This is a genomic window from Micromonospora sp. 050-3, assembly GCF_046549335.1.
Taxonomy (GTDB): Bacteria; Actinomycetota; Actinomycetes; order Mycobacteriales; family Micromonosporaceae; genus Micromonospora; species Micromonospora trifolii.
Genome location: NZ_JAJPVX010000002.1, coordinates 119,698 through 141,546 on the forward strand (window position 1 = coordinate 119,698; position 21,849 = coordinate 141,546).

Here is a 21,849-nt window from a genome sequence, read left to right on the forward strand (position 1 = left end):
ATAGGGCGCATAAACACGCAGAACGGCAACCGAATGTGCAAGATCGCGCCGGGAGGGGAGGGCGGCGCGCGGGGGACACCTTGGGTTGGCGTCCGATTCGCCTGGAAGCCATGGTTGGGGCCCGTTTCGCGAGGTACGGTTGCTGCCCGCCGTCACGCCGGGAGTCGATTTCCGTGACCCTGGCGGTGCGACGGCGGCGGGCGAAGGAGGAACGATGACCCGCCCGGGACTGCCCAAGTTGATCGCGACCGACCTCGACGGGACGCTGGTCCGCAGCGATGACACCGTCTCCGCGTACACCCATGGGGTGCTCGACCGGGTGCGCGCCGCCGGAATTCCGGTGGTCGGCGCGACCGGACGCGGCCCTCGGTTGACCGAGTTGACCCGCAACGACATCCGGGCCGCCGACTTCCTGGTGATGGCCGGTGGCGGACGGGTGGTCGACCAGAGCGACCCGACCGGCCCGGTGGTGCTCCGCGACGAGCGGCTGCCCGCCGAGGTGTTGGCCCGGCTCCTCGCCGACCTGGAGGCGGAGGTCGGCCCACTGACCGTGATGGTCGAGGCGTCCGACGAGCACGACGCGCCGCTGTGGGGCGACTACTACGAGAGCTGGCCCTACCAGGACCGCTTCGAGGCGCGTACTCGCGACGAGTGCCTCGCCTGCGACGTGATCAAGGCGTTCGCCCGGACCGCCGACCACCACGTGGACGAGCTGCTGGCGGTGGCCCGTCGGATCGTTCCGCCGCAGGTCGCCACGCTCACCCAGGCCGGGCTCGGCTTCATCGAGATCTGCCCGCCCGGCGTCGACAAGGCGACCGGGCTGACAGTGGTGGCGCAGACCCTCGGGGTCGACCCGGCCGATGTGCTGGTCTTCGGTGACATGCCCAACGACCTGCCGATGTTCGAGTGGGCCGGCTGGTCGCGGGTGGCCGTGGCCAACGCGCACCCCGCGCTGCGCGCCGTCGCCGACGAGGTGACCTTGCGCAACGACGACGACGGGGTGGCGGTGTATCTGGACCGGCTACTGTCCCGGTAATGGGAGACACGCCCCGCCTCATCGCCACCGACATCGACGGCACGCTGATCCGCGACGACCACACCGTCAGCCCACGCACCGCCGACCTGCTCGCGCGGATCTCCGCGCGAGGCACGCCGGTCGTCCTGGTCACCGGCCGTCCGGTCCGCTGGCTCAAGATGGTGTACGACCAGCTCGCCCGACCGCTGCCGGCGGTGTGCGCCAACGGCGCCGTGGTCTACGACCCGTTCGAGGACGAGGTGGTGCGGGCTGACCCGCTCGCCCCGCATCACCTGGCCGAGGTGGCCCGGAGACTACGGGCCGAGGTGCCCGGGATCAGCTTCGCCGTGGAGATCCTGGACAGCCGGGAGATGCGGCACGAGGCGCACTACCCGCTGCGTTGGGACGCCGACGCCAACGGCATCCGGCCGATCGAGACGCCGGAGGAGCTGCTGTCGGTCCCGGCGGTGAAGCTCCTCGCCCGAGCCGGCGAGCAGGACCCGGATGCCTTCGCCGAGCTGATCGCCACGGCGGTGGCAGGGTTGGCCGAGGCCACGCACTCGTCGTCCTCGGGGCTGGTGGAGATCTCCGCGGCCGGGGTGACCAAGGCGGCGGGCCTCGCCTGGTACTGCGACCAGCTCGGGGTGGCCGCTGCGGACGTGCTGGCCTTCGGTGACATGCCCAACGACGTGCCGATGCTGACCTGGGCCGGGCGTGGCGTAGCGGTGGCCAACGCGCACCGTGCCGTCCTGGCGGTCGCCGATGATGTGACGACGGCGAACACCGAGGACGGCGTGGCGGCGTACCTGGAGAAGATCTTCGGGGTGGACTGAGGTCAGAGGTACTGACCGGTGTTGTGACCCTCGCCGGCGCCCGGCTGGCCGATGCCCGGCATCCCGGGGACGACCCCACCGGGACCGCTGGGCAGCGCCTGCCGGCCGCCGCGCATCTGCTCCAGCTGCACCCGGGCGGCCATCTGCTGGGCCACCAGGGCCGCCTGGATGCCGTGGAACAGGCCCTCCAGCCAGCCGACGAGCTGGGCGTGCGCGATCCGCAGCTCGCCCTCGCTGGGGGCCTTGTCCTCGGCGAAGGGCAGCGAGATGCGCTCCAGCTCGTCGCGCAGCTCGGGGGCGAGGCCCTCCTTGAGCTCGACGATCGACCGCTCGTGGATCTCCCGCATCCGGTTGCGGCTGGCGTCGTCGAGAGGTGCGGCCTTCACCTCCTCCAGCAACTGCTTGATCATGCTGCCGATCCGCATCACCTTGGCCGGCTGTTCGACCAGGCGGGTCGGGTCCTCGCCCTGGCCCTCGTCGGTCTGCATCGTGCCGATCGGCCGGCCGTCCGGGCCAACCACCACCACGGTGCCGGAGTGGCCGGAGTCGTCGGGGCCGGGCTCGTCGTTCTGTCCAGCGGAGCGCGCTTCGGTCATGGGGTCCATCTTTACCCAGCGGGCGCGGGTCATGCCGGCCGGGACCGACTACCGGGGCCGAACCACCCGGGCGGGGCGCGCTACCGTCGCGCCATGCCTGTCGACCCGCGCGCCGTGTTGACCCGGCCCGCACCGGAGCCCGACCGGACGGTGGCGTACGGGGACCACCCCGATCAGGTGGCCGATCTGCGCCTCCCGGCCGGAACCGGGCAGGCCCGGCCGCTGGTCGTCGTCCTGCACGGCGGCTTCTGGCGGGCCGAGTACGACCGACGGCACACCGGCCCGCTGGCCGCAGCCCTCGCCGCTGACGGCTACCCGGTGGCGCAGCTGGAGTACCGCCGCACCGGGCAGCCCGGAGGTGGGTGGCCGGGCACCCTGACCGACGTACTGACCGGGGTGGCCGAGCTGCCGGCGCTGGCGGCCGAGGCGCTGCCCGGCCGGGTGAGCCTGGCGGCGCCGATCCTGGTCGGGCACTCCGCTGGCGGCCACCTGGCGCTGTACGTGGCGGCCACCGCCCCGGCGACGGTGGGCGGGGTGCTCGCCCTGGCCCCGGTGGCCGATCTGGGCGAGGCGTACCGGCGAGATCTGGACTCGGGCGCGGTCGCCGCGCTCCTCGGCGGCGGCCCGGCGCAGTTCCCGGACCGGTACGCGAGCACGGATCCACGCATGTTGGTACCGATACGGACACGGACAGTAGTTATCCATGGCTCCGACGATCATCAGGTTCCGGTGGAGATGAGCCGGGATTTCGTCGCGGAAGCGCGTGCCACAGGTTCCGATATTTCCCTTGTTGAACTGCCCGGATGCGAGCATTTCGGGCTGATCGACCCGGAGGCCATCGCCTGGCCTCAGGTCCTTGCCGTGTTGCGGTCCTTGCACGATGATCACTAGCCATTGACGCAGCGTCGCGGACCAGGTAGAACGCCGGTGGGGCGGTGTTCGGCCCTGTAACGCTTCCTTGGAAGGAACTCGGTGTCGCAGATGAATCGCAGGCGGGCGCTCCAACTCTTGGCCGCGCTCGGTACCACCGGGTTCGTCGCCGCGTGTGGCTCAGACGGTGACGCCGAGCCGACCGCCGACCGGGGCCCGATCAAGATCGGTTTGATCACGCCGCAGGCTGGTGGTTTCAAGAGCATCGGCGACGACATCACCAATGGCTTCCAGCTCTTCCTCGACCTGCACGACCAGCGGCTGGGCGGCCACCCGGTGGAGCTTTTGACCGCCGACGAGGGCGACACCGCGAAGACCGGCAAGGCTGCCGTCGAGGGCCTGCTCAAGCAGGGCGTGCTGGCGCTCACGGGCGTCGTCAACTCGGCGGTGATGGTCGGCATCCGCGACACCGTGGAGCAGGCCCGGGTCCCGCTGATCGGCTCCAACGCCTCACCGAGCAGCCTGCAGAGCGTCTTCTACATCTGGCGGACCTCGTACGTGCTCGACGAGGCCGGCAAGGCGCTGGGCCGCTACCTGCGCGACCAACTGCCGGCGAACGGCCGCGTCGCGATCATAATGCCGGAGAACGTCGGCAGCCCGGACGTGGTCCGCGGCTTCCGGCAGTATTTCGGCACCACCGATCCGCGGATCGCCGACCCGGTGACCTACACCAGCGCCACCTCCAACCCCGGCAAGACGACGTACGCCTCGGACATCACCAAGGCGCTGGCCAAGAAGCCCACGGCGGTCTTCTGCTTCTTCGCCGGAGCGGCCGCTGTGGAGTTCATCAAGCAGCTGCGCGAGAAGTTCGCCGGGCCGATCTACGCACCCGGCTTCCTCACCGAGGGCACCGTGCTGGAGAACCTGAAGGACAACGCGCTGGGCATCCAGACCGCGCTGAACTACTCGGCCGACCTGAACAACACGTCCAACCGGGTCTTCGCCTCGGCGTACCGCAAGAAGTACCAGGTCACCCCCACCACCTACGCGATGGCGTCGTACGACGCGGCGCAGGTGCTCGACCAGGCCATCCAGCTGACCGGCGGGAAGCCCACGCCGCAGCAGGTCAACCTGGCGCTGGGCAAGATCGGCCAGATCGACAGCCCGCGCGGCATCTGGCAGTTCAACCAGCCGCGTACCCCGCAGCAGAAGTGGTACCTGCGCGAGGTGCAGCGCGACGGTCAGGTCATGTCGAACGTGCTGATCAACGAGCTGGCCACGCTGGGCTGAACGCCCACCCGGAGCACGATTCGGGGCCGGTCTCCCAGTGGGAGGCCGGCCCCGAGGCGTTAGGCCGACTGAATTCCGTAGTCCGCCAGGAAGTTTGCCGCGGTGGCCGGCCGGGCTCCGGTCCGTCGGCGGCGTTCGCGGGTCAGTGCCGCAGCTCGGCGATGCAGCACTTCACGCTGCCGCCGCCCTTTTTCAGCTCGGCCAACTCGACCGGGACCGGGCTGTACCCGGCCGCCTTGAGCTTGCCGGCCAGGCGGGTGGCCTCGCTGTTGAGCACCACGTTCGCGCCGTCGCTGACCAGGTTGAGCCCGAAGGCCAACGCGTCCTCGTCGTCGGCGACCACCGCGTCCGGGAAGAGTTGGGTGAGGACCCGCTGACTGGCCGCGGAGAACGCGCCCGGGAAGTAGACGATGTTCGCGTCGTCGATGGCCGCGAGCGCCACGTCCAGGTGGTAGAAGCGGGGGTCGATCAGGCGCAGCGACACCACCGGACGACCCAGCGCCTCCTGCGCCTCCGCGTGCGCGGGGATCTCGGTGCGGAAGCCGTGACCGGCCAGGATGAGCCCGCCGTGCGCCTCCGGCACGTACGCGAAGTCACCCTCGCCCTCGTTGGTCTCGCTGGGTGCGATGAACCGCCAGCCCTGCGCCTCGTAGAAGGCGTGGTGGGCGGCGGCCTCGGCGGCCCGCTGCTCGTGCTTGAACCGGGCGCCGTAGACGCTGCCGTCCACCACGAAGCCGCCGTTGGCGGCGTAGACCATGTCGGGCAGGCCCTGCTCGGGGGTGAGCAGATGCACCTCGTGGCCGAGGCCGACAAGCGTCTCGCGCAGCCGGTCCCACTGTTTGACGGCCAGGTCCCGGTCGACCGGGGTGGTCACGTCCATCCACGGGTTGATCGCGTACTCGACCGCGAAGTGCTCCGGCGAGCACATGAGATATGTCCGCTTTCGCGGGAAACGCTGCTGGTTCACGGTCACCAAGAGTAGGTACCGTAGAACTTTGAAAACAGCCACAAGCGTTGCTTCCCAGAGGCGGAACGTTGCAGATAGACGCGGTAGACCAGCGGATCATTGCGTTACTCGTCGCGGACGCCCGCGCGTCCTACGCTGACATCGGCGCCCGGGTGTCACTCTCCGCCCCAGCGGTCAAGCGTCGCGTCGACCGACTGCGCGCCACCGGTGTGATCAGGGGATTCACGGCTGTCGTTGATCCGGCCGCAGTCGGCTGGACGACGGAGGCCTTCGTCGAGCTGTTCTGCGCCGGCCGGACCACCCCGGCGCAGATCGGAGTGGCCGCCCGCCGACACCCCGAGGTGGTCGGCGCGTACACCGTGTCCGGGGAGGCGGACGCGCTCGTGCACCTGCGCGCCGCCGACATCGCCCACCTGGAGGCAGCGCTGGAGCGGCTGCGTGCCGAGTCCTTCGTGACCTCCACCCGCAGCACCATCGTGCTCTCCCGGCTGGTCGAGTCCCCCGGCGTCGGCCCGTCCGCCGGCGCCTCTTGACCTCAACCCAGGTTGAGGAGATGGACTGGCCCCGAGTGGGCGAGGCAGCCCATCGGGGCCGAGGGGACTGTCATGCGGGCGATCTGGTTACATGAGTTCGGCGGGCCCGAGGTGCTGGTGCCCGGCCCCGCGCCCGACCCGGTCCCCGGCCCCGGCCAGGTGCTGATCGACGTCGCGCACGCGAACATCACCTTCATCGAGACGCAACTGCGCGCCGGTCACCCCGGCCCGTTCCGCCTCACCCCACCGCTGATCCCCGGCAACGGCGTCGGCGGGGTGATCACTGGTGTCGGGTCGGACGTCGACCCGGCGCTGACCGGGCAGCGGGTGGTCAGCGCCACCGGAGGTTCCGGCGGTTACGCCGAACGCGCGGCCGTGGACGCGTCGTCGACGATCGCGGTGCCGGCCGGGTTGGCGCTGGACGAGGCGGTGGCGCTGCTGGCCGACGGGCGGACCGCCACCATGCTGATCGAGGCGGTCGGCGTCCGCCCAGGTGACCGGGTGCTGGTGGAGGCCGCGGCGGGCGGCGTCGGCAGCCTGTTGGTGCAGCTCGCGGTCCGGGCGGGAGCCCGGGTGATCGGCGCGGCCGGTGGGCGACGCAAGGTGGACCTGCTACCCGGCCTGGGCGCTGAGCTGGCCGTCGACTACCTGCTGCCCGAGTGGGCCGAGCGGGTCCGCGCCGAGGTGGGCGGGGTCGACGTGGTGCTCGACGGGGTCGGTGGTCCGGTGGCCCGGGCCGCCTTCGACCTGCTCCCCCCGGGCGGCCGGATGGTCAGCTTCGGGTTGGCGAGCGGGCAGTGGTCCCCGGTGTCGGCGGAGGCCGCCACGGCACGGCAGGTCACAGTGGTCCGCCCGGACGTGCCGCCGGCCCGACTGCGGGCGTACACCGAACAGGCCCTGGCGGACGCGGCGGCCGGCCGCCTGCGACCGCTCATCGGCCAGCGTTTCCCACTGGAACGTGCCGCCGATGCGCACGCCGCCATCGAGGCGCGCGCGACGGTCGGCAAGACGCTGCTGGACGTGACCTGATCGGGCTCAGAGATACATGCCGGTGCGGTGCTCCGACTCGTCGCGCCGGACCGGCTTGTCACCCTCACCGAAGAACCGCTTGCCGCCGAACTCGCCGTGCAGACGGTCGTCCAACTCGTCGGCGAGGCCGGTCATCACCTGCACCGCCAGCATCAGGTGGGTCGCCTGGAAGTTGCGGCCGAACACCGGGATGGACGCCCAGACCGTGTCGTCGGCGCAGTAGAGACGGCCGATCGGCATTCGGTTCGTCAGCTCGGAGAGCTTGACGTAGAGCCGCTCGGTCGGCTCCACCTCGGTGAGCACCGGCGAGAAGACGTCCACCAGGGGCGGATTGTCCCGTACCCGCACGAAGACCATCGCCGAGCCGGCACGGATGGTGATGTCGCCGTCCGAATCGATCTGCAACCGGTCGGTGTCCGACTTCAACATTGTGGAGACCACGGTGCGGACCCGATCGGCCAGGTCGAGCACGTCGTCCCGCTCGACCTGCGCGGCGGCCGCCTCGGCCAACGCCTCCTCCAGGTCCCCCTCGACGTCGGCGTCCGGACCGAACTCGCTGCGGGCCGTGCCCAGCGGGTCCACGGCCAACGGCTCGCCCTCGGCGTCGTGCACCAGATAGACGAGGAACGCCGGGTGCGGAGCACCGTATACGTCCCGCAGCGTGCGGGAGAGCAGCGTGGCGACCTGCGTCGACTCGGCCGTCGTGGCGTTCAGCCCGAAGGAACCGCCGGAGCCGGCGACCACCCCGGGCGGGGACCAACCGAGAGCGACCATGTCCGCCACCGCGCCCCGGTCCAGTCGGTAGCCCGCCGGCAGGGCGGCGTTGCCGACCGCGCGGGCGGACAACACCCGGTCCGCGTCCATGTCGACGCTTATCGAATAGACGGCGTCCCCCGTGCCGGAGGCGGTGGGGTCCAGGGTCAGGTCGAGGTGCGCGCCGACGGGAAGTTCCCGCAGCCGCACGGCGAGCGCGCGGGCGAACTCCCGCCACGCCTCGGTCACCTTCGCCCGCAGGTCGGTGGTGCTGGGCTCGTCGAGCAGGATCGATTCCGCCGGCTCAGTCGAAGCGCCGGGCAGATCACCGTGCGGCGCCGAGGGGTGGTCAGCCGTCATGATCGCCTCCGTCCGTCACGATCACCCTACCCACGCCGCCTGTTGGTCGAATCAGCCCGGACCGGGATCGGACAGCGGCGGTCAGGGGGCCGTCGGGTCAGCGGGGTCGGCGCCCAGCTCCACCGGCCAGGCGCCCGCCAGCGCGCTGAGCCGGGCCGCAGCGTCCGCCGGGTCCGCGCCCCGGCCAACCGCCAATCCGAAGAGGTACGCGGTGACCGGCGCACCCGGACGCAGCACCTGGTGAGCGACGTCCCGGGCCAGATCCAGCACCGCCGGCACCGGCACCGCGGCCGGGTCCAGATCCAACTCGGCGCACACCGCCGTGACCCAGTCGTCCATCACCGTCATCGCGTCCACTCCTCCGCCCGGCGTACGTCCTCGTCAGTGTCGCAGTCGAACCACGGCGGCGGGCCCTCGCCGGACCAGGCCACCTCCCGTACGACGAGTCCCGCCAGCAAAGCCCGGACCGGGGCTCCGGACAGACTGCCGCCCCGCTCGAATGTCAGCCGGTCCACTGCCGCCCGCAGCGCGGCGACCCGCCAGACACCGCAGAGCGACTGCCGCCGCCCGTCCCCGTCCACGAAGCACGCCCCGTCCGGTGCCCGCTCGCCGTCGGGACCGCTGCGCCCCGGCGACGCCGGAGCTGAGCCGCCGCCCGGTGGTTCGGTGTCGGTGGTCTCCCGGTCGAGGTGCTCCAGCAGGTCACCGATCGCGGCCCCGGTGAGCAGCGGCAGGTCGGCGGCGAGCAACGCGACCAGGGTGATGTCGGCATCCAGCAGCGCCAGGCCGGCAGCCGCCGCGGCGGCCGGACCTCCGCCGGGCGGGTCCTCCCGGACGACCCGCACACCCGGCGGCACGGCGTCGGCAGCACCAACCAGCACCCGCGGCGTCGCGTCACTGACGGCGGCCAGCACCCGGTCACGCATCGGCCGGCCGCCGACCGGAAGCGCCGGCTTGTCGACCCCGCCCATCCGTCGGGCGGCCCCACCCGCGAGCACCACTGCGGCGTACGTCCCCACCCGGCCACCGTAGCCGTGCCAGCGCCCGATCGTGCCGGCGCTCGGTCAGGCCCAATCACGAGGCCCCCACCCGACCCCTCCGACCCTGCCGGCCCGACCCTGCCGGCCCGACCCCTCGCCCCGGTGATCATGAGGTTGTCGCTCGACACGCCGACGACACGCGCGGACAACTTCATGATCAACGCGCGGGTGTGGGGTGGGGTCGGGGTTGGGTGGAGGATGGCGGCATGGGACGGGCAACTGATCGACGCGGCGTACTCCGGATCGACCTGGACGCGGCCACCGACGGGCGCGGATCGGTCCGCCGACCGGACACGCTCGCCGTGGAGGAGCCGCTGGAGATCCGGGTCGGCGCGGCCGGTCCCGGCAAACGTCGGCCGCTCGCCGTCACCATGCGTACCCCGGGCGACGACCTGGACCTGGCCATCGGGTTCCTGCTGACGGAGGGGCTGATCCGGTCGACCGACGACGTGTTGACAGCGCAACTCTGCGCCGGCGCGGAAACGCCGAACACGTACAACGTGGTGGACGTGGTGCTCGCCCCCGGCGTACCGGAACCGACAACCGACCCGTCCCGGAACTTCTACACGACCAGCTCCTGCGGAGTCTGCGGCAAGGCCAGCATCGACGCGGTACGCACCCGGTCGCTTTTCCCGGTCGCGGCGGATCCGCTCAGCGTGCCGGCCACTCTGCTCGCCGAGCTGCCCGACAGGTTGCGCGCCGCCCAGCGCGGCTTCGATCGGACCGGTGGGCTGCATGCGGCAGGTTTGTTCACCCCCGACGGTGAGCTGGTGGTGCTCCGGGAGGACGTGGGCCGGCACAACGCCGTGGACAAGGTGATCGGCTGGGCCGTGCGGGAACGCCGGCTGCCGCTCGCCGGGCACCTGCTGCTGGTCTCCGGACGGGCCAGCTTCGAGCTGACCCAGAAGGCGTGGATGGCGGGGTTGCCGCTGCTGGCCGCGGTGTCCGCCCCGAGCACCCTCGCCGCCGAACTGGCTGACGAGGCGGGGATGACACTTGTCGGCTTCCTGCGCGGGCGGACCATGAACGTCTACACCGGGCCCCACCGGATCACAGTGGAGCAGCCAGCCTGACGTGAGCGGCCCGTCATTTACCGATCCGGTCGATCAGATCGAACAGGGCCAGCCGTGCGGCGGCATCACGGGCGATCAGGAAACCGGCGATGCCGAGGATCCAGCCCAACGCGCTGCCCGCCTTCGTGACGATCCAGGTGTTCAGGCGGGCCAGCACCGGCTCGACCAGTCGCGGGCGGGCCACCCTGGCACCCAGCAACAACACCGCCGGCAGCACCATGACCAGGCAGTACCCGGTGAGCAGCGCCACCACGCTCGTCGCCCCCACCCCCGAGGTGGCCAACAGACCCACCGCACCGAGGTACGGGAGCATGGTCGCCACCTCGGCAAGCGCCGCGAGCAGCGCGAGCCCGACCAACCAGCGGGCCGAGGAATCTCCGGCGGTGGCCCGGTCCCGCCAGCGCAACACGCCACCGGTACGGGGACGCCGCTTGCCGTCGTAGCGAAAGCTGAGCGCCAGCATTCCCACGCCCAGGACGAGTTGCGCCCAGAGGACGCCCCGGTTGTCCAGGGCGCCGCCCAGCGCATCGCCCAGCGCGCTGCCGCCCCAGACCAGCAGCAGCCCTACCGCGAGGTAGAACGCCGCGATGGTGGCGAGGTAGCCCAGGATCCGCCGGACGTTGACCGGCCCGGGGGCGAGCAGCAACCAGACCGGAATGAAGAGGGTGCCGATGCTGGTGCTGTCGATCAACGCCAGCCCGGCCAGCGACAGCAGCAACTCGGGGGTCATGTCGTACCAACGCGGAGAAGGGCCACGAGATCATTCTCCGGCGGCGGTGACCCCGCCGCGTCGGCCGTGGACAGGAGCAACGCGTACATCCTTCGACGGAGGGCGTCCCGTCACGCCAGGTCGAGGATGCTCCAGTTGGTGGGGAGCACCTTCGCTGCCACAGTGGGTTGCACCGTCGCGTAGTGCGCCTCGTGGGTGAGTGCCGCACGGGCGGCCTGGCCGGACGAGATGTCTCCGGCCGCGGCGCGGGCCAACTTGCCGGTGTCGCGCACGTCCTCGGCGTCGAGTGGCAGCAGTCGGATCATCGGGGCAGTCATCATCAGGGCCAGTAGCGCAGCATCGATCTCGTCGGCCACGTTCGCGAAGGCGACAGCCAGGCAGGTCGCGGGGATGGCCACCTGCCGACCCTCTTCGGCGACCTCCAGCATCAACTCCCCCACCGAGACGTTGCCCTCGATGTAAGCCGTCAACGCCGACGCGTCGAACACGACAGCGATCTGATCGCTCATCCGGCGCGTCCCAACATCCGACGCCCCTCGGCCAGAGCGTCCGCCGGAATGGGCGTGGCGAGGCGCTCCCGCCATCGCGCCCTACCCGCCTCGGTCACCTCGATGCCGGCTCGCCGCAGCACCTCGTCGAGGTGCACGCGGGCCATCTGCACCCGTACCGCCGCGGTGATGGCGGCCGAGACGTTGGGCTGCTGGTCGAGCCAGTCCGCGACGTCGTCGGGGAGGCTCACGGAGCGCTTCACTGTCACGTCCGCCAGCCTATCAACGTCGGTAGCACCGGCGGTATTACCGCGCTGATGGCGGGGCCGATCAGCGGCGGCCACGTCGGCTCCGTTTGCGGGGCGGGATGACGCCGGGCATCCCGACCGACGGCCAGCCGTCCAGCTCGGCCGGGGGCACGCCGCGCCGGAGCAGGTCGTCCAGCAGCAGGGCGAGCGAGTAGTCGGGGTGCAGGCTCAGCGTCCGTTCCAGCGCGACCGCCGCCAACGCGCCCTGTCCGGCGCGCCAGGCGGCGAATGCCAGCAGCGCACCCGGCGCGGCGGCCACCTCCGGCTCGGCGCGGCGCAGTACGTCGGTCCAGAGGGCGATGTCCCGGTCCCGGCCGTCGGTGCGTTCCCACGCGTGATCGCGAACCGGCAGGTGGGTCATCAGCAGGCTCAACCAGGCCACCTCGTCGTCGTCGAGCCGCTCACCACGCCGCTGCCGGCGCTGGGCCTCGCGGACCGCCGCCACCCCGGCGGCGCGCAGCGCCCGCGCCCCGAGCAGGTCGCTCTCGGGCGCCTGCTCGACCAGCTCGGCCAGTCTCAGCTCGGCGCGGGCGGTGGCCGCGCGGGCAGCGTCCCGGGCCGGGCCGTCCACCGGTGCCACCTGCGCCACCAGGGCGGCCCGGTCGGGGAGTGCGACCTGGCCGGCGAAGACCGCCGAGGCTGTCACCCGATTGGCGGTCGGGTCGTAGCGGCGACCCTCGGGCGGGCAGCAGTCGGGCTCGGTGCAGAGATAGGACCACCAGCGACCGTCGGTCACCCGCAGCGCGTCGAGCACGTGCAGCCCGAAGTCGTTCAGCGCGTCGCGCACCGCGTCCACGGCCGGGGTGACCCGCTCCGGTTGCCCGTAACCCACAACGGTGGCGGCCTCCGCGCCCTGCCGGCGGATCACACTAGCCAGGTGCCCGGCCAGCCCACCCAGCTCGGTCGGGTCGGGCAGGTCCGCGCGGGCGGCGAAGACGATCTGCCGGCCGACCAGCGCCACGGCGACCACGCTGTCGGTGGGATGAAAGCCGAGCAGGTACGGCACAGCGGCGATCAGGTCGGCGGGTGAGCGGACGGCGAGCTGAGGACGTTCGGTCGAGGTCATGTCGGAAGCCTGCGGCGGGCGTACCGGGCCCTGCCACCCCTGTGGACGACACGCGGCTTATCCACAGTTACTGAACGTGTTGTCCCTGCTCACGCCACATCCACGGGTGCGGAAAGAGCGCCGATGTCGTCGGGCGACACCTGGCTGTCGTAAGGAGCGGTTACCGTGCGCTGATGGACCTGGCGTACCTGCGCGCGCATCCGGCACACCTCCCGACCTTCCGGACCCATCAGCGGCTCCGGGAGACGCCGGTCGCCGGTGGAAACATCTGCGCCGCCGCCCGGCTCACCCTCGACGACGGCCACTCCGTCTTCGCCAAGTCCTGGCCTGAAGACGCCGACCGGCCGGCGCCGGAGGGCTTCTTCGCCGCCGAGGCTGCCGGCTTGCGCTGGCTGCGGGAGGCGGGCGCTGTCGGCGTACCCGAGGTGATCGTGGTGTTGCCGGAGCTGCTGGCGCTCGACTGGGTGGAGCCCGGCGAACCGACGCCGGAGGCCGCGGAGCGCTTCGGCCGGGAGCTGGCCGGGCTGCACCGGGCGGGCGCGACCACCTTCGGTGCCAGCTGGCCCGGGTTCGTCGGCTCGCTCCCACAGGACAACACCCCCACGGGCGGGCGTTGGTCGACCTGGTTCGCCGAGCGGCGCCTCGCCCCCTACCTGCGACGGTCGGTCGACGGTGGCGCACTGACCAGCGCCGACGCCGCTCTGGTCGAGCAGGTGATCGGCCGCCTCGACGGGCTCGGCGGCGACGAGCCGCCCGCGCGCATCCATGGCGACCTGTGGCCGGGCAATGTGCTGTGGGGGGCCGATGACCGGGCCTGGCTCGTCGACCCGGCAGCGCACGGTGGGCACCGGGAAACGGATCTCGCCCAGCTCGCCCTCTTCGGCGGCATCCCCCACCTGGATCGGGTGCTGGCCGCCTACCAGGAGAGTTGGCCACTACCGGGCGGCTGGCGTGACCGCGTACCCCTGCATCAGCTGCACCTGCTGCTCGTGCACACCGCGCTCTTCGGCGCCAGCTTCCGAGATGTGGTCGTCCAGACCGCCCGTGCCGTCCTGAGCACGGCCGAGCGCGCTACGGTCGACAGGTGAGCGTCGCCCCGGGGACCGCCGGCGTCCTCGTCGACCGGTTCGGCCGTGTCGCCCGGGACCTGCGCGTGTCCCTCACCGACAAGTGCAACCTGCGCTGCACCTACTGCATGCCGGCGGAAGGGCTCCCCTGGCTGGCCGGCCCCGAGTTGCTGACCGACGAGGAGATCGTCCGGCTGGTCCGGGTCGCTGTCGAACTGCTCGGCGTGACCGAGGTGCGGTTCACCGGCGGTGAGCCGCTGATCCGACCCGGTCTGGTCGACATCGTGACGGCGGTCGCCGCCCTCGAACCCCGCCCCCGGGTCTCACTGACCACCAACGGCATCGGCCTGGACCGGCTGGCCCCGGCGTTGCGGGCGGCCGGCCTGGACCGGGTGAACGTCTCACTGGACACCCTGGACCCGGACCGGTTCACCAAGCTCACCCGCCGCCCCCGCCTCGACGCAGTGCTGGCCGGGCTCGCCGGAGCCGCGGCCGCCGGGCTCAGCCCCGTGAAGATCAATTCAGTGCTGATGCGTGGTGTCAACGAGGACGAGGCGCCGGCGCTGCTCCGCTTCGCCCTCGATCACGACTACCAGTTGCGGATCATCGAGCAGATGCCGTTGGACGCCCAGCACGGTTGGGCCCGCGACACCATGGTCACCGCCGAGGAGATCCTGGCGTCGCTGCGTACCGTGTTCGATCTGAGCCCCGACCCGGCCGAGCGCGGCGCGGCACCGGCGGAGACCTGGCTGGTCGACGGGGGCCCCGCCCGGGTCGGCGTGATCGCCAGCGTCACCCGCCCCTTCTGCGGGGACTGCGACCGCACCCGGTTGACCGCCGACGGCCAGGTGCGCGCCTGCCTCTTCGCCACCGAAGAGTCGGACCTGCGCGCCGCACTGCGCACCGGCGCGGACGACGACGAGGTGGCCCGACGCTGGCGTACCGCGATGTGGGGCAAGCGCGCCGGGCACGGCATCGACGATCCCACCTTCCTTCAGCCGACCCGCCCGATGTCCGCGATCGGAGGCTGAGCATGGACGGGACTCCGCTGACCATTCGCTACTTCGCGGGCGCCCGCGCCGCTGCCGGCCGCGCCGAGGAGGCCATCCCCGCCGGGCGGTCACTCGACGACCTCAAGGCCGAGCTGACCCAGCGCCACGGCGACCGGCTCGCCGGGGTGCTGCGGGTGGCGAGTTTCCTCGTGGACGGCGTCACCTGTCATGATCGTCAGGCACCCCTGCCGGCCGGGGCCACGATCGATGTCCTGCCCCCGTTCGCGGGCGGCTGAGGGAGGCGCACACATGATGGCGGTTCTGGGGTTCGTGGCTGTCCTGGCGCTGGTCACCGGTCTCATCCACCTCTACCTGTGGAAGCGGCTCGTTCGGGACACCACCACGCCGGGCCGCTGGCGACGGATCGGCGGGATCGCCGCCCTGGTGCTGGCCCTGCTCGTGCCGGTCACCCTCGCCGGGACGCAGGCCGGGCTCTACTGGCTCGCGTGGCCGGGCTACCTGTGGCTCGCGCTGATGTTCTACCTGCTTGTCGTACTGGTAGTGCTGGAAGTTCCGATGCTCGTCGCCCGGCTGGTGCTGCGTCGCCGAGTGGTCGCCGCGGAGCCCACCACCGCCGCGCCCGAGCCGGTGCTGGTCGGCGCCGCCGGGCCGACCGAGCCGCCGGCCGCCGGCGCCGTGGCGGCACCGGACCACGACCCGTCCCGTCGGCTGCTGCTGGCCCGTTCGGCGGCCATCTTCGCCGGCCTCACCGCCACCGGCGTCACCGGGTACGGCATCCGCACGGCGCTCGGCCCGCCCCACCTCGACCGGGTGCGGATCCCGCTGGCCAAGCTCCCCCGCAGCATGGACGGTCTGCGCATCGCCACCGTCTCCGACATTCACCTCGGCCCACTGCGCGGGCGGGCACACACCGAGCGGATCGTCGCCGCGATCAACCGGCTCGACGCGGACATCGTCGCGGTCGTCGGTGACCTGGTCGACGGCTCCGTGGCCGAACTCGGCTCGGCCGCCGCGCCGCTGCGCGACCTGCGCTCCCGCTACGGCAGCTTCTTCGTCACCGGCAACCACGAGTACTACTCCGGCGTGGAGGAGTGGGTCCAGGAGGTCGACCGGCTCGGTCTGCGGGTGCTCCAGAACCGGCGGCAGGAGATCCAGGCCCGGGGCGGTGTGCTCGACCTGGCCGGCGTGAACGACCTCACCGCGGTGGGCACCGGCCTCGCCGCCGGGCCGGACTTCGCCGCTGCCCTCGGTGACCGCGACCCGAGCCGACCCGTTGTCCTGCTCGCGCACCAGCCGCTGGCCGCCAAGGAGGCGGCCCGGTACGGCGTCGACCTGCAACTGTCCGGGCACACCCACGGTGGTCAGATGGTGCCGTTCAACCTGGCCGTCAGGCTGGAACAGCCGGTGGTCAGCGGGCTCGGCGAGGTCGACGGCACCAAGGTCTACGTGACGAACGGCGCCGGTTTCTGGGGGCCGCCGGTCCGGGTCGGCGCGGAGCCGCAGATCAGTCTGGTCGAGCTGCGCTCGGCATAGCGGAGGTCACGTCCGCGCGTGGCGGCGGGAGGCCGGCGCGGCGGGCGTGACAGGATGCGGCGTGCCTCCGTTCAGCGCCGTACCCCCCGGTGGCCTACCGCCATTCGTCGCGGACCTGCACATCCACTCGAAGTACTCGCGCGCGTGCAGCCGTGACCTCACCCTCCCGAACCTCGCGTGGTGGGCCCGGCGCAAGGGCATCGGCCTGCTCGGCACCGGCGACTTCACCCACCCCGCCTGGTACGACCACCTGCGGGAGACGCTGCGCCCAGCCGAGCCGGGGCTCTACCGGCTCGACCCGGAGGCGGAACGGGACATCGCCCGTCGGCTGCCACCCCGTCTCGCGCAGACGGCGGAGGCGGACCCCGTCCGTTTCATGCTGAGCGTGGAGATCTCCACCATCTACAAGCGGGACGACCGGACCCGCAAGGTGCACCACCTGATCTACCTGCCGGATCTGGACGCGGTGGCCCGGTTCAACACCGCGCTCGGCCGGATCGGCAACCTCGGCTCCGACGGCCGACCGATCCTCGGACTGGACTCCCGCGACCTGCTGGAGATCACCCTGGAGGCCAGCCCGGACGGCTACCTGGTGCCGGCGCACATCTGGACTCCCTGGTTCTCCGCGCTGGGCTCGAAGTCCGGCTTCGACGCGATCGCGGACTGCTACGCGGACCTGGCCGAACACATCTTCGCCGTGGAGACCGGGCTCTCCTCCGACCCCGCCATGAACTGGCGGGTCGGCAGCCTGGACGGCTACCAACTGGTGTCCAACTCGGATGCGCACTCGCCGCCGGCGCTCGGCCGGGAGGCGACAGTGCTGACCGCCGAACGGGACTACTTCGCCGTTCGGGAGGCGCTGCGGACCGGTGACGGCCTGGCCGGCACCATCGAATTCTTCCCGGAGGAGGGCAAGTACCACGCGGACGGGCACCGGCTGTGTGGGGTCAACTGGTCTCCGGAGCGCACCCGGGCCGCCGACGGGCGCTGCCCCGAGTGCGGCAAGCCCCTCACAGTCGGCGTCCTCAGCCGGATCGAGGAGCTGGCAGACCGCCCGGACGGGCACCGGCCGGCGCACGCCCGGGACGTCACCCACCTGGTGCCGCTGGCCGAGATCCTCGGCGAGATCAACAAGGTGGGTGCCCGATCGAAGAAGGTCGAGGGGCGGCTCAACGAGCTACTGGCCGCGCTCGGCCCCGAGCTGGAGATCCTGACCACGACGCCGCTGACCGAGGTCGCGCAGGCCGGTGGTGAGCTGCTCGCGGAGGGCATCGGGCGGCTGCGGCGTGGCGACGTCCGCCGGGTGCCCGGTTACGACGGCGAGTACGGCGTGATCACGCTCTTCGACCCGGCCGAGCTGGGCGCGCAGGAGACGCTGTTCGACGTACCGGTGCCGGCGCAGCGGCGACCCGCGGAGCCGGCTCCCCGGGTCCCGGCCAAGCGCCCGGCGGCGGCGAAGGCGGAGCCGAAGCGGAAGACGGTCCCGGCGCCCGCGCCGCCGATCGCGTCGCCACCGTCTCCGCACGAGCCGTTCGAGCCCATGCTCTCCGGCATGGAGGAGGTCGGCACCGGCCTGCTGGACCGACTGGACGCCATGCAGCGGGTGGCCGCCTCCGCACCCGGCGGTCCGCTGCTCATCGTGGCCGGTCCCGGCACCGGCAAGACCAGGACGCTCACCCACCGGATCGCGTACCTCTGCGCGGAGCTGAACGTCTTTCCCGAGCACTGCCTCGCGATCACGTTCACCCGCCGGGCCGCCGAGGAGCTGCGGCACCGCCTCGACGGCCTGCTCGGCCCGGTCGCCGAGGACGTCACAGTGGGTACGTTCCACGCGTTGGGGTTGACCATCCTGCAGGAGAACGCCGAAGCGGCGGGTCTTCCGGCGGACTTCCGGATCGCCGACGACGCCGAGCGGGCGGCGGCGCGCGCCGAGGCCGGCGACGACAGCGCCGCGTACGTGTCTCTGCTGCGCAAGCAGGACCTGGTCGACCTGGACGAACTGGTGACCCTGCCGGTGGAGCTGCTGCGGGCCGACCGGAAGCTTGTCGAACGGTACCGGGACCGCTGGCGGTGGATCTTCGTCGACGAGTACCAGGACGTCGACGAGGTGCAGTACGAGCTGCTGCGGCTGCTCAGCCCCGCCGACGGCAACCTCTGTGCGATCGGCGATCCGGACCAGGCGATCTATTCGTTCCGAGGCGCGGACGTCGGCTACTTCCTGCGCTTCTCCGAGGACTTCACCGACGCCCGACTGGTCCGGCTCAACCGCAACTACCGCTCGTCGGCCCCGATCCTGGCCGCCGCCGTGCAGGCCATCGCCCCGTCCTCGCTGGTCCGGGGTCGACGACTGGACCCGGCCCGGCTCGACCCGGAGGCTCCGCTGGTCGGGCGCTACCCGGCGGCGTCAGTGGCCGAGGAGGCCGACTTCGTGGTGCGTACCGTCGACGATCTGGTCGGCGGGTTGTCGCACCGCTCGCTCGACTCGGGCCGCATCGACGGCCGGTCCACCTCGCTGTCGTTCTCCGACATCGCCGTGCTGTACCGCACCGACGCGCAGGCCGCCCCGATCGTGGACGCCCTGACCCGGGCCAACATCCCAGTGCAGAAGCGTTCCCACGATCGGCTGCGGGACCGGCTCGGGGTGGCGGCCATCGCCCGCGAGCTGCGGCACGCCGACGGTCTGGCCGGCTCACTTGCCGCCCGGGTGCGGCTGGCCGGTCAGGTGGTCGCCGAGCGGTTCGCCGTGCCCACCCTGGACGGCGCCGCCAGCGCGGTCCGTCCCGAGGACGTCCGCTCGGCCGTGGACCTGCTGACCCCGCTGGCCCGACGCTGCGGCGACGACCTGGAGGCCTTCCTGTCGCAGCTGGCCACCGGCGCGGAGGTGGACGCGCTCGACCCGCGCGCCGAGGCGGTCACGCTGCTCACCCTGCACGCCGCGAAGGGCCTGGAGTTTCCGGTGGTCTTCCTGGTCGGCGTCGAGGACGGGCTGTTGCCATTGCGCTGGCCGGGCTCGACGCCCGACGAGAACGCCGTCGCCGAGGAGCGCCGGCTGTTCTTCGTCGGCCTGACTCGGGCCCAGGACCGGCTGTACGTCAGTCACGCCGGCCGCCGCACCCGCCACGGCACCGAGCGCGACTGCGCCCCCTCGCCGTTCCTCAACACCATCGACCCCGGCCTGTTCGAACGCTTCGGCGAAGCCGAGCCCCGCCGCCCCAAGGACCGCCAACTCCGCCTGATCTGAGCCACGCCCCCGGGCCCCACGCCCCTGACCCCGTCGATCATGCACTTTCGGTCGCCGTTGTGCGTGGGATGCCCCTTATGTCGCCGCAGAAACTGCAAGATCGACGAAGCAGGGGCGGCGGGGCCAGGGCGCGGGTGGGTTAGGTGAGGAGGGTTGCGAGCCAGGCGCCCACCAGCAGGGCTGGGCCGAGGGGCAGCAGGGTGTTCCGGTGCACCTTTCGGGCGGCGAGCAGGCCGAGCACCAGACCGCCGTGCAGCACGTGCGGCAGGAGCAACCCGGTGAGCAGGGCATCGCGGCCCAGCCAGCCGAGCGGCAGGCCGAGGACGGCGGCGAGTTTCACGTCCCCGAAGCCCAGTCGTGAGCCGGGCAGCAGGGCCAGCAGCACGTGCGCCGCGCCCGCGACCGCCGCACCTCCCAGCGCGCCGAGCAACCGGCCGGGAGTGTCGGACAGCAGCGCCGCGGCGGTCAGCCCTCCGAGGGCCAGCAACCCGGCGACGAGGACCAGCGGGTCGGGCAGCCGCAGGCAGGCCAGGTCGACCCGCGCCAGCACCAGACCGACCGCCGCGACCGCGAGGAAGACCGGCAGCGCCGGGCTGTCACCCACGGCGACGGCAAGGCCGACGAAGACGCTGGCCGCCACCACCGGGTCGACCCAGGGCCGTCGGACCGGCTGCGGCAGCGGAAACGCCCATGGCCGGGCGTCCGCCGTGGCGAAGCGCCGGGACACCAGGGGTACGACGAGGCCGACCAGCGCGCCGAGCAGCGCGATCGACACCAGCGCGGCGGCCGACATGGGCCGGACGTTACTGGCGGTCGCGCACCGGCGTGTCCCCCGATCGTGATCCCGTGCCCGCCCGACGTGGCCGTTCGGTGGTCACCACCAGGGCGACCCCGGCGACGATGACAGCACCGCCGAGCAGCACCTGCGGGGTGATCGGCTCGGCCACCAGCAGGGCGCCGAGCGCCACAGCGACCGCCGGGTTCACGTAGGCGTACGTCGACACCAGCGAGATCGGCGCGTTGTGCAGCAGCCAGACGTACGCGGTGAAGGCCACCAGCGAGCCGGCCACCATGAGGTAGCCCAGCGCCAACCAGGACCGGGTGCTCACCGCCGCCGGGTGGAAGTCGGCCAGTTCGCCCCGACCGGCGGCGACGGCCAGCAGCACCAGCGCGCCGGCCACCATCTCGTACACCGTGGCCACGAACGGGTCGGCGGGCATCCGGATCCGTCCGGACAGGAACGACCCGACCGACCAGGAGGTGGCCGCCGCCACCACTGTCAACGCCCCGACCAGCGGTACCGCTGCCGAGCCACCGCCCGGCAGCACCAGCAGGATGAGGCCGACGAAGCCCACTGTGACCCCGGCGAACGTCCAGATCGGCGGACGATCGCCGGTGGCCGAGCGCAACAGCACCACCAGCAGCGGCACCGTGGCCACCAGCAACGCGGCGATCCCGGACGGCACCGCCACTCCCGGCGGTCCCGATTCGGCGAGCACCACCAGGCCGTTGCCGGCGGCGAGCAGGAGCACCCCGACCAACGCGGCCGAGCCGAGTTGCCGTCGGTCCACCCGCAGCGCGCCGGGGCCTCGACGCAGTCGCAGCACCACCGCCAGGACCAGGCCGGCCACGGCGAACCGGAGGGCGGCCGACAGCAGCGGCGGCATCGTCTCCACTGTGATCCGGATGGCCAGATAGGTCGACCCCCAGAGCAGGTAGACCACTATCAACGCGGTCCAGATCACTGTCGGCGTGGCGCTGGCACGACGGCCGGCGAGGGCCGTGGCGCTCGGTGAAGGTGAGCTCATCAGTGGACCACGCTACGGTGACCCCGGAGTCCGCGTCGCGCTTTGGTGGCCGGCCTCTCACCACTCGTGCAGGAGGGCGGCATGACGAACTACGGACAACCGGAGGGCGGCCACCCGGGGCCGTGGCGTGGGCAGAGACCCGACGAGACGTCCGGTCGACCGGCGCAGCAGCCCTACCCGCCCGCGCCGGAGCCCTACCCGCCGGCGGTCCCGTCGTACCCGCCCGCGACGCAGGG

23 protein-coding genes are annotated in these 21,849 nt (G+C 72.2%); 12 read left to right on the top strand and 11 right to left on the bottom strand.

What is annotated here, in order from left to right; translation table 11 throughout:
* The first annotated feature begins 214 nt into the window (after positions 1-214).
* Complete coding sequence (locus tag ACLJOK_RS15515) at positions 215-1,036, top strand: HAD family hydrolase (RefSeq protein ID WP_410819541.1); 822 nt, start codon at positions 215-217, stop codon at positions 1,034-1,036.
* Positions 1,036-1,848 carry an HAD family hydrolase gene (locus tag ACLJOK_RS15520; protein ID WP_210787440.1) on the top strand — a complete coding sequence of 271 codons (813 nt, stop codon included), beginning with the start codon at positions 1,036-1,038 and terminating at the stop codon, positions 1,846-1,848. The genes ACLJOK_RS15515 and ACLJOK_RS15520 overlap by 1 nt, the downstream gene beginning before the upstream one ends.
* A gap of 2 nt (positions 1,849-1,850) precedes the next feature.
* Here ACLJOK_RS15520 and ACLJOK_RS15525 read toward each other — a convergent pair whose 3' ends face one another.
* On the bottom strand, positions 1,851-2,453 hold the full coding sequence (locus tag ACLJOK_RS15525; RefSeq protein ID WP_238661813.1) for a bacterial proteasome activator family protein: 603 nt from the start codon (positions 2,451-2,453) through the stop codon (positions 1,851-1,853).
* 84 nt (positions 2,454-2,537) lie between these two features.
* On the opposite strand from ACLJOK_RS15525, the gene ACLJOK_RS15530 reads away from it, so the two are divergent.
* Entirely contained in the window at positions 2,538-3,335 is a 798-nt protein-coding gene (locus ACLJOK_RS15530) for an alpha/beta hydrolase family protein (RefSeq protein ID WP_410819542.1), read from the top strand.
* An 81-nt stretch (positions 3,336-3,416) separates the two neighbouring features.
* Positions 3,417-4,604, top strand: a complete 1,188-nt coding sequence (locus tag ACLJOK_RS15535; RefSeq protein WP_410819544.1) for an ABC transporter substrate-binding protein — start codon at positions 3,417-3,419, stop codon at positions 4,602-4,604.
* A gap of 142 nt (positions 4,605-4,746) precedes the next feature.
* Here the strand turns inward: ACLJOK_RS15535 and ddaH are convergent, their stop codons facing one another.
* Entirely contained in the window at positions 4,747-5,580 is an 834-nt protein-coding gene (ddaH, locus tag ACLJOK_RS15540) for a dimethylargininase (protein ID WP_410819546.1), read from the bottom strand.
* 59 nt (positions 5,581-5,639) lie between these two features.
* On the opposite strand from ddaH, the gene ACLJOK_RS15545 reads away from it, so the two are divergent.
* Positions 5,640-6,104 (top strand): Lrp/AsnC family transcriptional regulator, encoded by a 465-nt coding sequence (locus tag ACLJOK_RS15545; protein WP_210787437.1) that lies wholly within the window; start codon positions 5,640-5,642, stop codon positions 6,102-6,104.
* A gap of 72 nt (positions 6,105-6,176) precedes the next feature.
* Entirely contained in the window at positions 6,177-7,133 is a 957-nt protein-coding gene (locus ACLJOK_RS15550) for a zinc-binding dehydrogenase (protein WP_410819548.1), read from the top strand.
* A 6-nt stretch (positions 7,134-7,139) separates the two neighbouring features.
* Here ACLJOK_RS15550 and ACLJOK_RS15555 read toward each other — a convergent pair whose 3' ends face one another.
* From ACLJOK_RS15555 to ACLJOK_RS15565, 3 genes are all read right to left on the bottom strand, one after another.
* Entirely contained in the window at positions 7,140-8,246 is a 1,107-nt protein-coding gene (locus ACLJOK_RS15555) for a T3SS (YopN, CesT) and YbjN peptide-binding chaperone 1 (RefSeq protein WP_410819550.1), read from the bottom strand.
* Positions 8,247-8,327: 81 nt separating this feature from the next.
* Positions 8,328-8,594, bottom strand: coding sequence for a DUF6457 domain-containing protein (locus ACLJOK_RS15560; RefSeq protein WP_112625373.1), 267 nt, complete (start codon positions 8,592-8,594; stop codon positions 8,328-8,330).
* Positions 8,591-9,265, bottom strand: a complete 675-nt coding sequence (locus tag ACLJOK_RS15565) for a molybdenum cofactor guanylyltransferase (RefSeq protein WP_410819552.1) — start codon at positions 9,263-9,265, stop codon at positions 8,591-8,593. The genes ACLJOK_RS15560 and ACLJOK_RS15565 overlap by 4 nt, the downstream gene beginning before the upstream one ends.
* A gap of 227 nt (positions 9,266-9,492) precedes the next feature.
* Here ACLJOK_RS15565 and fdhD point away from each other — a divergent pair, with 227 nt between their 5' ends.
* Positions 9,493-10,359, top strand: coding sequence for a formate dehydrogenase accessory sulfurtransferase FdhD (gene fdhD, locus ACLJOK_RS15570; RefSeq protein WP_410819554.1), 867 nt, complete (start codon positions 9,493-9,495; stop codon positions 10,357-10,359).
* Positions 10,360-10,372: 13 nt separating this feature from the next.
* On the opposite strand, the gene ACLJOK_RS15575 is transcribed toward fdhD, so the two are convergent.
* From ACLJOK_RS15575 to ACLJOK_RS15590, 4 genes are all read right to left on the bottom strand, one after another.
* Complete coding sequence (locus ACLJOK_RS15575; RefSeq protein WP_410819556.1) at positions 10,373-11,089, bottom strand: GAP family protein; 717 nt, start codon at positions 11,087-11,089, stop codon at positions 10,373-10,375.
* A 110-nt stretch (positions 11,090-11,199) separates the two neighbouring features.
* Positions 11,200-11,598 (bottom strand): hypothetical protein, encoded by a 399-nt coding sequence (locus ACLJOK_RS15580; RefSeq protein WP_410819558.1) that lies wholly within the window; start codon positions 11,596-11,598, stop codon positions 11,200-11,202.
* Positions 11,595-11,846 carry a hypothetical protein gene (locus tag ACLJOK_RS15585; protein WP_357235635.1) on the bottom strand — a complete coding sequence of 84 codons (252 nt, stop codon included), beginning with the start codon at positions 11,844-11,846 and terminating at the stop codon, positions 11,595-11,597. The genes ACLJOK_RS15580 and ACLJOK_RS15585 overlap by 4 nt, the downstream gene beginning before the upstream one ends.
* Before the next feature lie 61 nt (positions 11,847-11,907).
* On the bottom strand, positions 11,908-12,951 hold the full coding sequence (locus tag ACLJOK_RS15590; protein ID WP_410819559.1) for a DUF4192 domain-containing protein: 1,044 nt from the start codon (positions 12,949-12,951) through the stop codon (positions 11,908-11,910).
* A 173-nt stretch (positions 12,952-13,124) separates the two neighbouring features.
* On the opposite strand from ACLJOK_RS15590, the gene ACLJOK_RS15595 reads away from it, so the two are divergent.
* The 5 genes from ACLJOK_RS15595 (at position 13,125) to ACLJOK_RS15615 (ending at position 19,805) form a co-directional block, all read left to right on the top strand.
* Complete coding sequence (locus ACLJOK_RS15595) at positions 13,125-14,039, top strand: fructosamine kinase family protein (RefSeq protein ID WP_410819561.1); 915 nt, start codon at positions 13,125-13,127, stop codon at positions 14,037-14,039.
* On the top strand, positions 14,036-15,049 hold the full coding sequence (gene moaA, locus ACLJOK_RS15600) for a GTP 3',8-cyclase MoaA (protein WP_410819563.1): 1,014 nt from the start codon (positions 14,036-14,038) through the stop codon (positions 15,047-15,049). Before ACLJOK_RS15595 ends, moaA begins: the two co-directional genes overlap by 4 nt.
* A 2-nt stretch (positions 15,050-15,051) precedes the next feature.
* Positions 15,052-15,306, top strand: a complete 255-nt coding sequence (locus ACLJOK_RS15605) for a MoaD/ThiS family protein (RefSeq protein WP_410819564.1) — start codon at positions 15,052-15,054, stop codon at positions 15,304-15,306.
* Positions 15,307-15,319: 13 nt separating this feature from the next.
* Positions 15,320-16,564 (top strand): metallophosphoesterase, encoded by a 1,245-nt coding sequence (locus ACLJOK_RS15610; protein WP_410819565.1) that lies wholly within the window; start codon positions 15,320-15,322, stop codon positions 16,562-16,564.
* A gap of 61 nt (positions 16,565-16,625) precedes the next feature.
* Positions 16,626-19,805 carry a UvrD-helicase domain-containing protein gene (locus ACLJOK_RS15615; protein WP_410819567.1) on the top strand — a complete coding sequence of 1,060 codons (3,180 nt, stop codon included), beginning with the start codon at positions 16,626-16,628 and terminating at the stop codon, positions 19,803-19,805.
* Positions 19,806-19,944: 139 nt separating this feature from the next.
* Here ACLJOK_RS15615 and ACLJOK_RS15620 read toward each other — a convergent pair whose 3' ends face one another.
* Both ACLJOK_RS15620 and ACLJOK_RS15625 read right to left on the bottom strand, forming a co-directional pair.
* The gene (locus tag ACLJOK_RS15620; protein WP_410819569.1) at positions 19,945-20,598 is read right to left on the bottom strand and encodes a prepilin peptidase; all 654 of its coding nucleotides are present in this window, start codon (positions 20,596-20,598) and stop codon (positions 19,945-19,947) included.
* Between the two features lie 10 nt (positions 20,599-20,608).
* Positions 20,609-21,613: an EamA family transporter gene (locus ACLJOK_RS15625; protein ID WP_410819570.1), complete on the bottom strand. Its 1,005-nt coding sequence runs from the start codon at positions 21,611-21,613 to the stop codon at positions 20,609-20,611.
* Positions 21,614-21,849 lie beyond the last annotated feature (236 nt).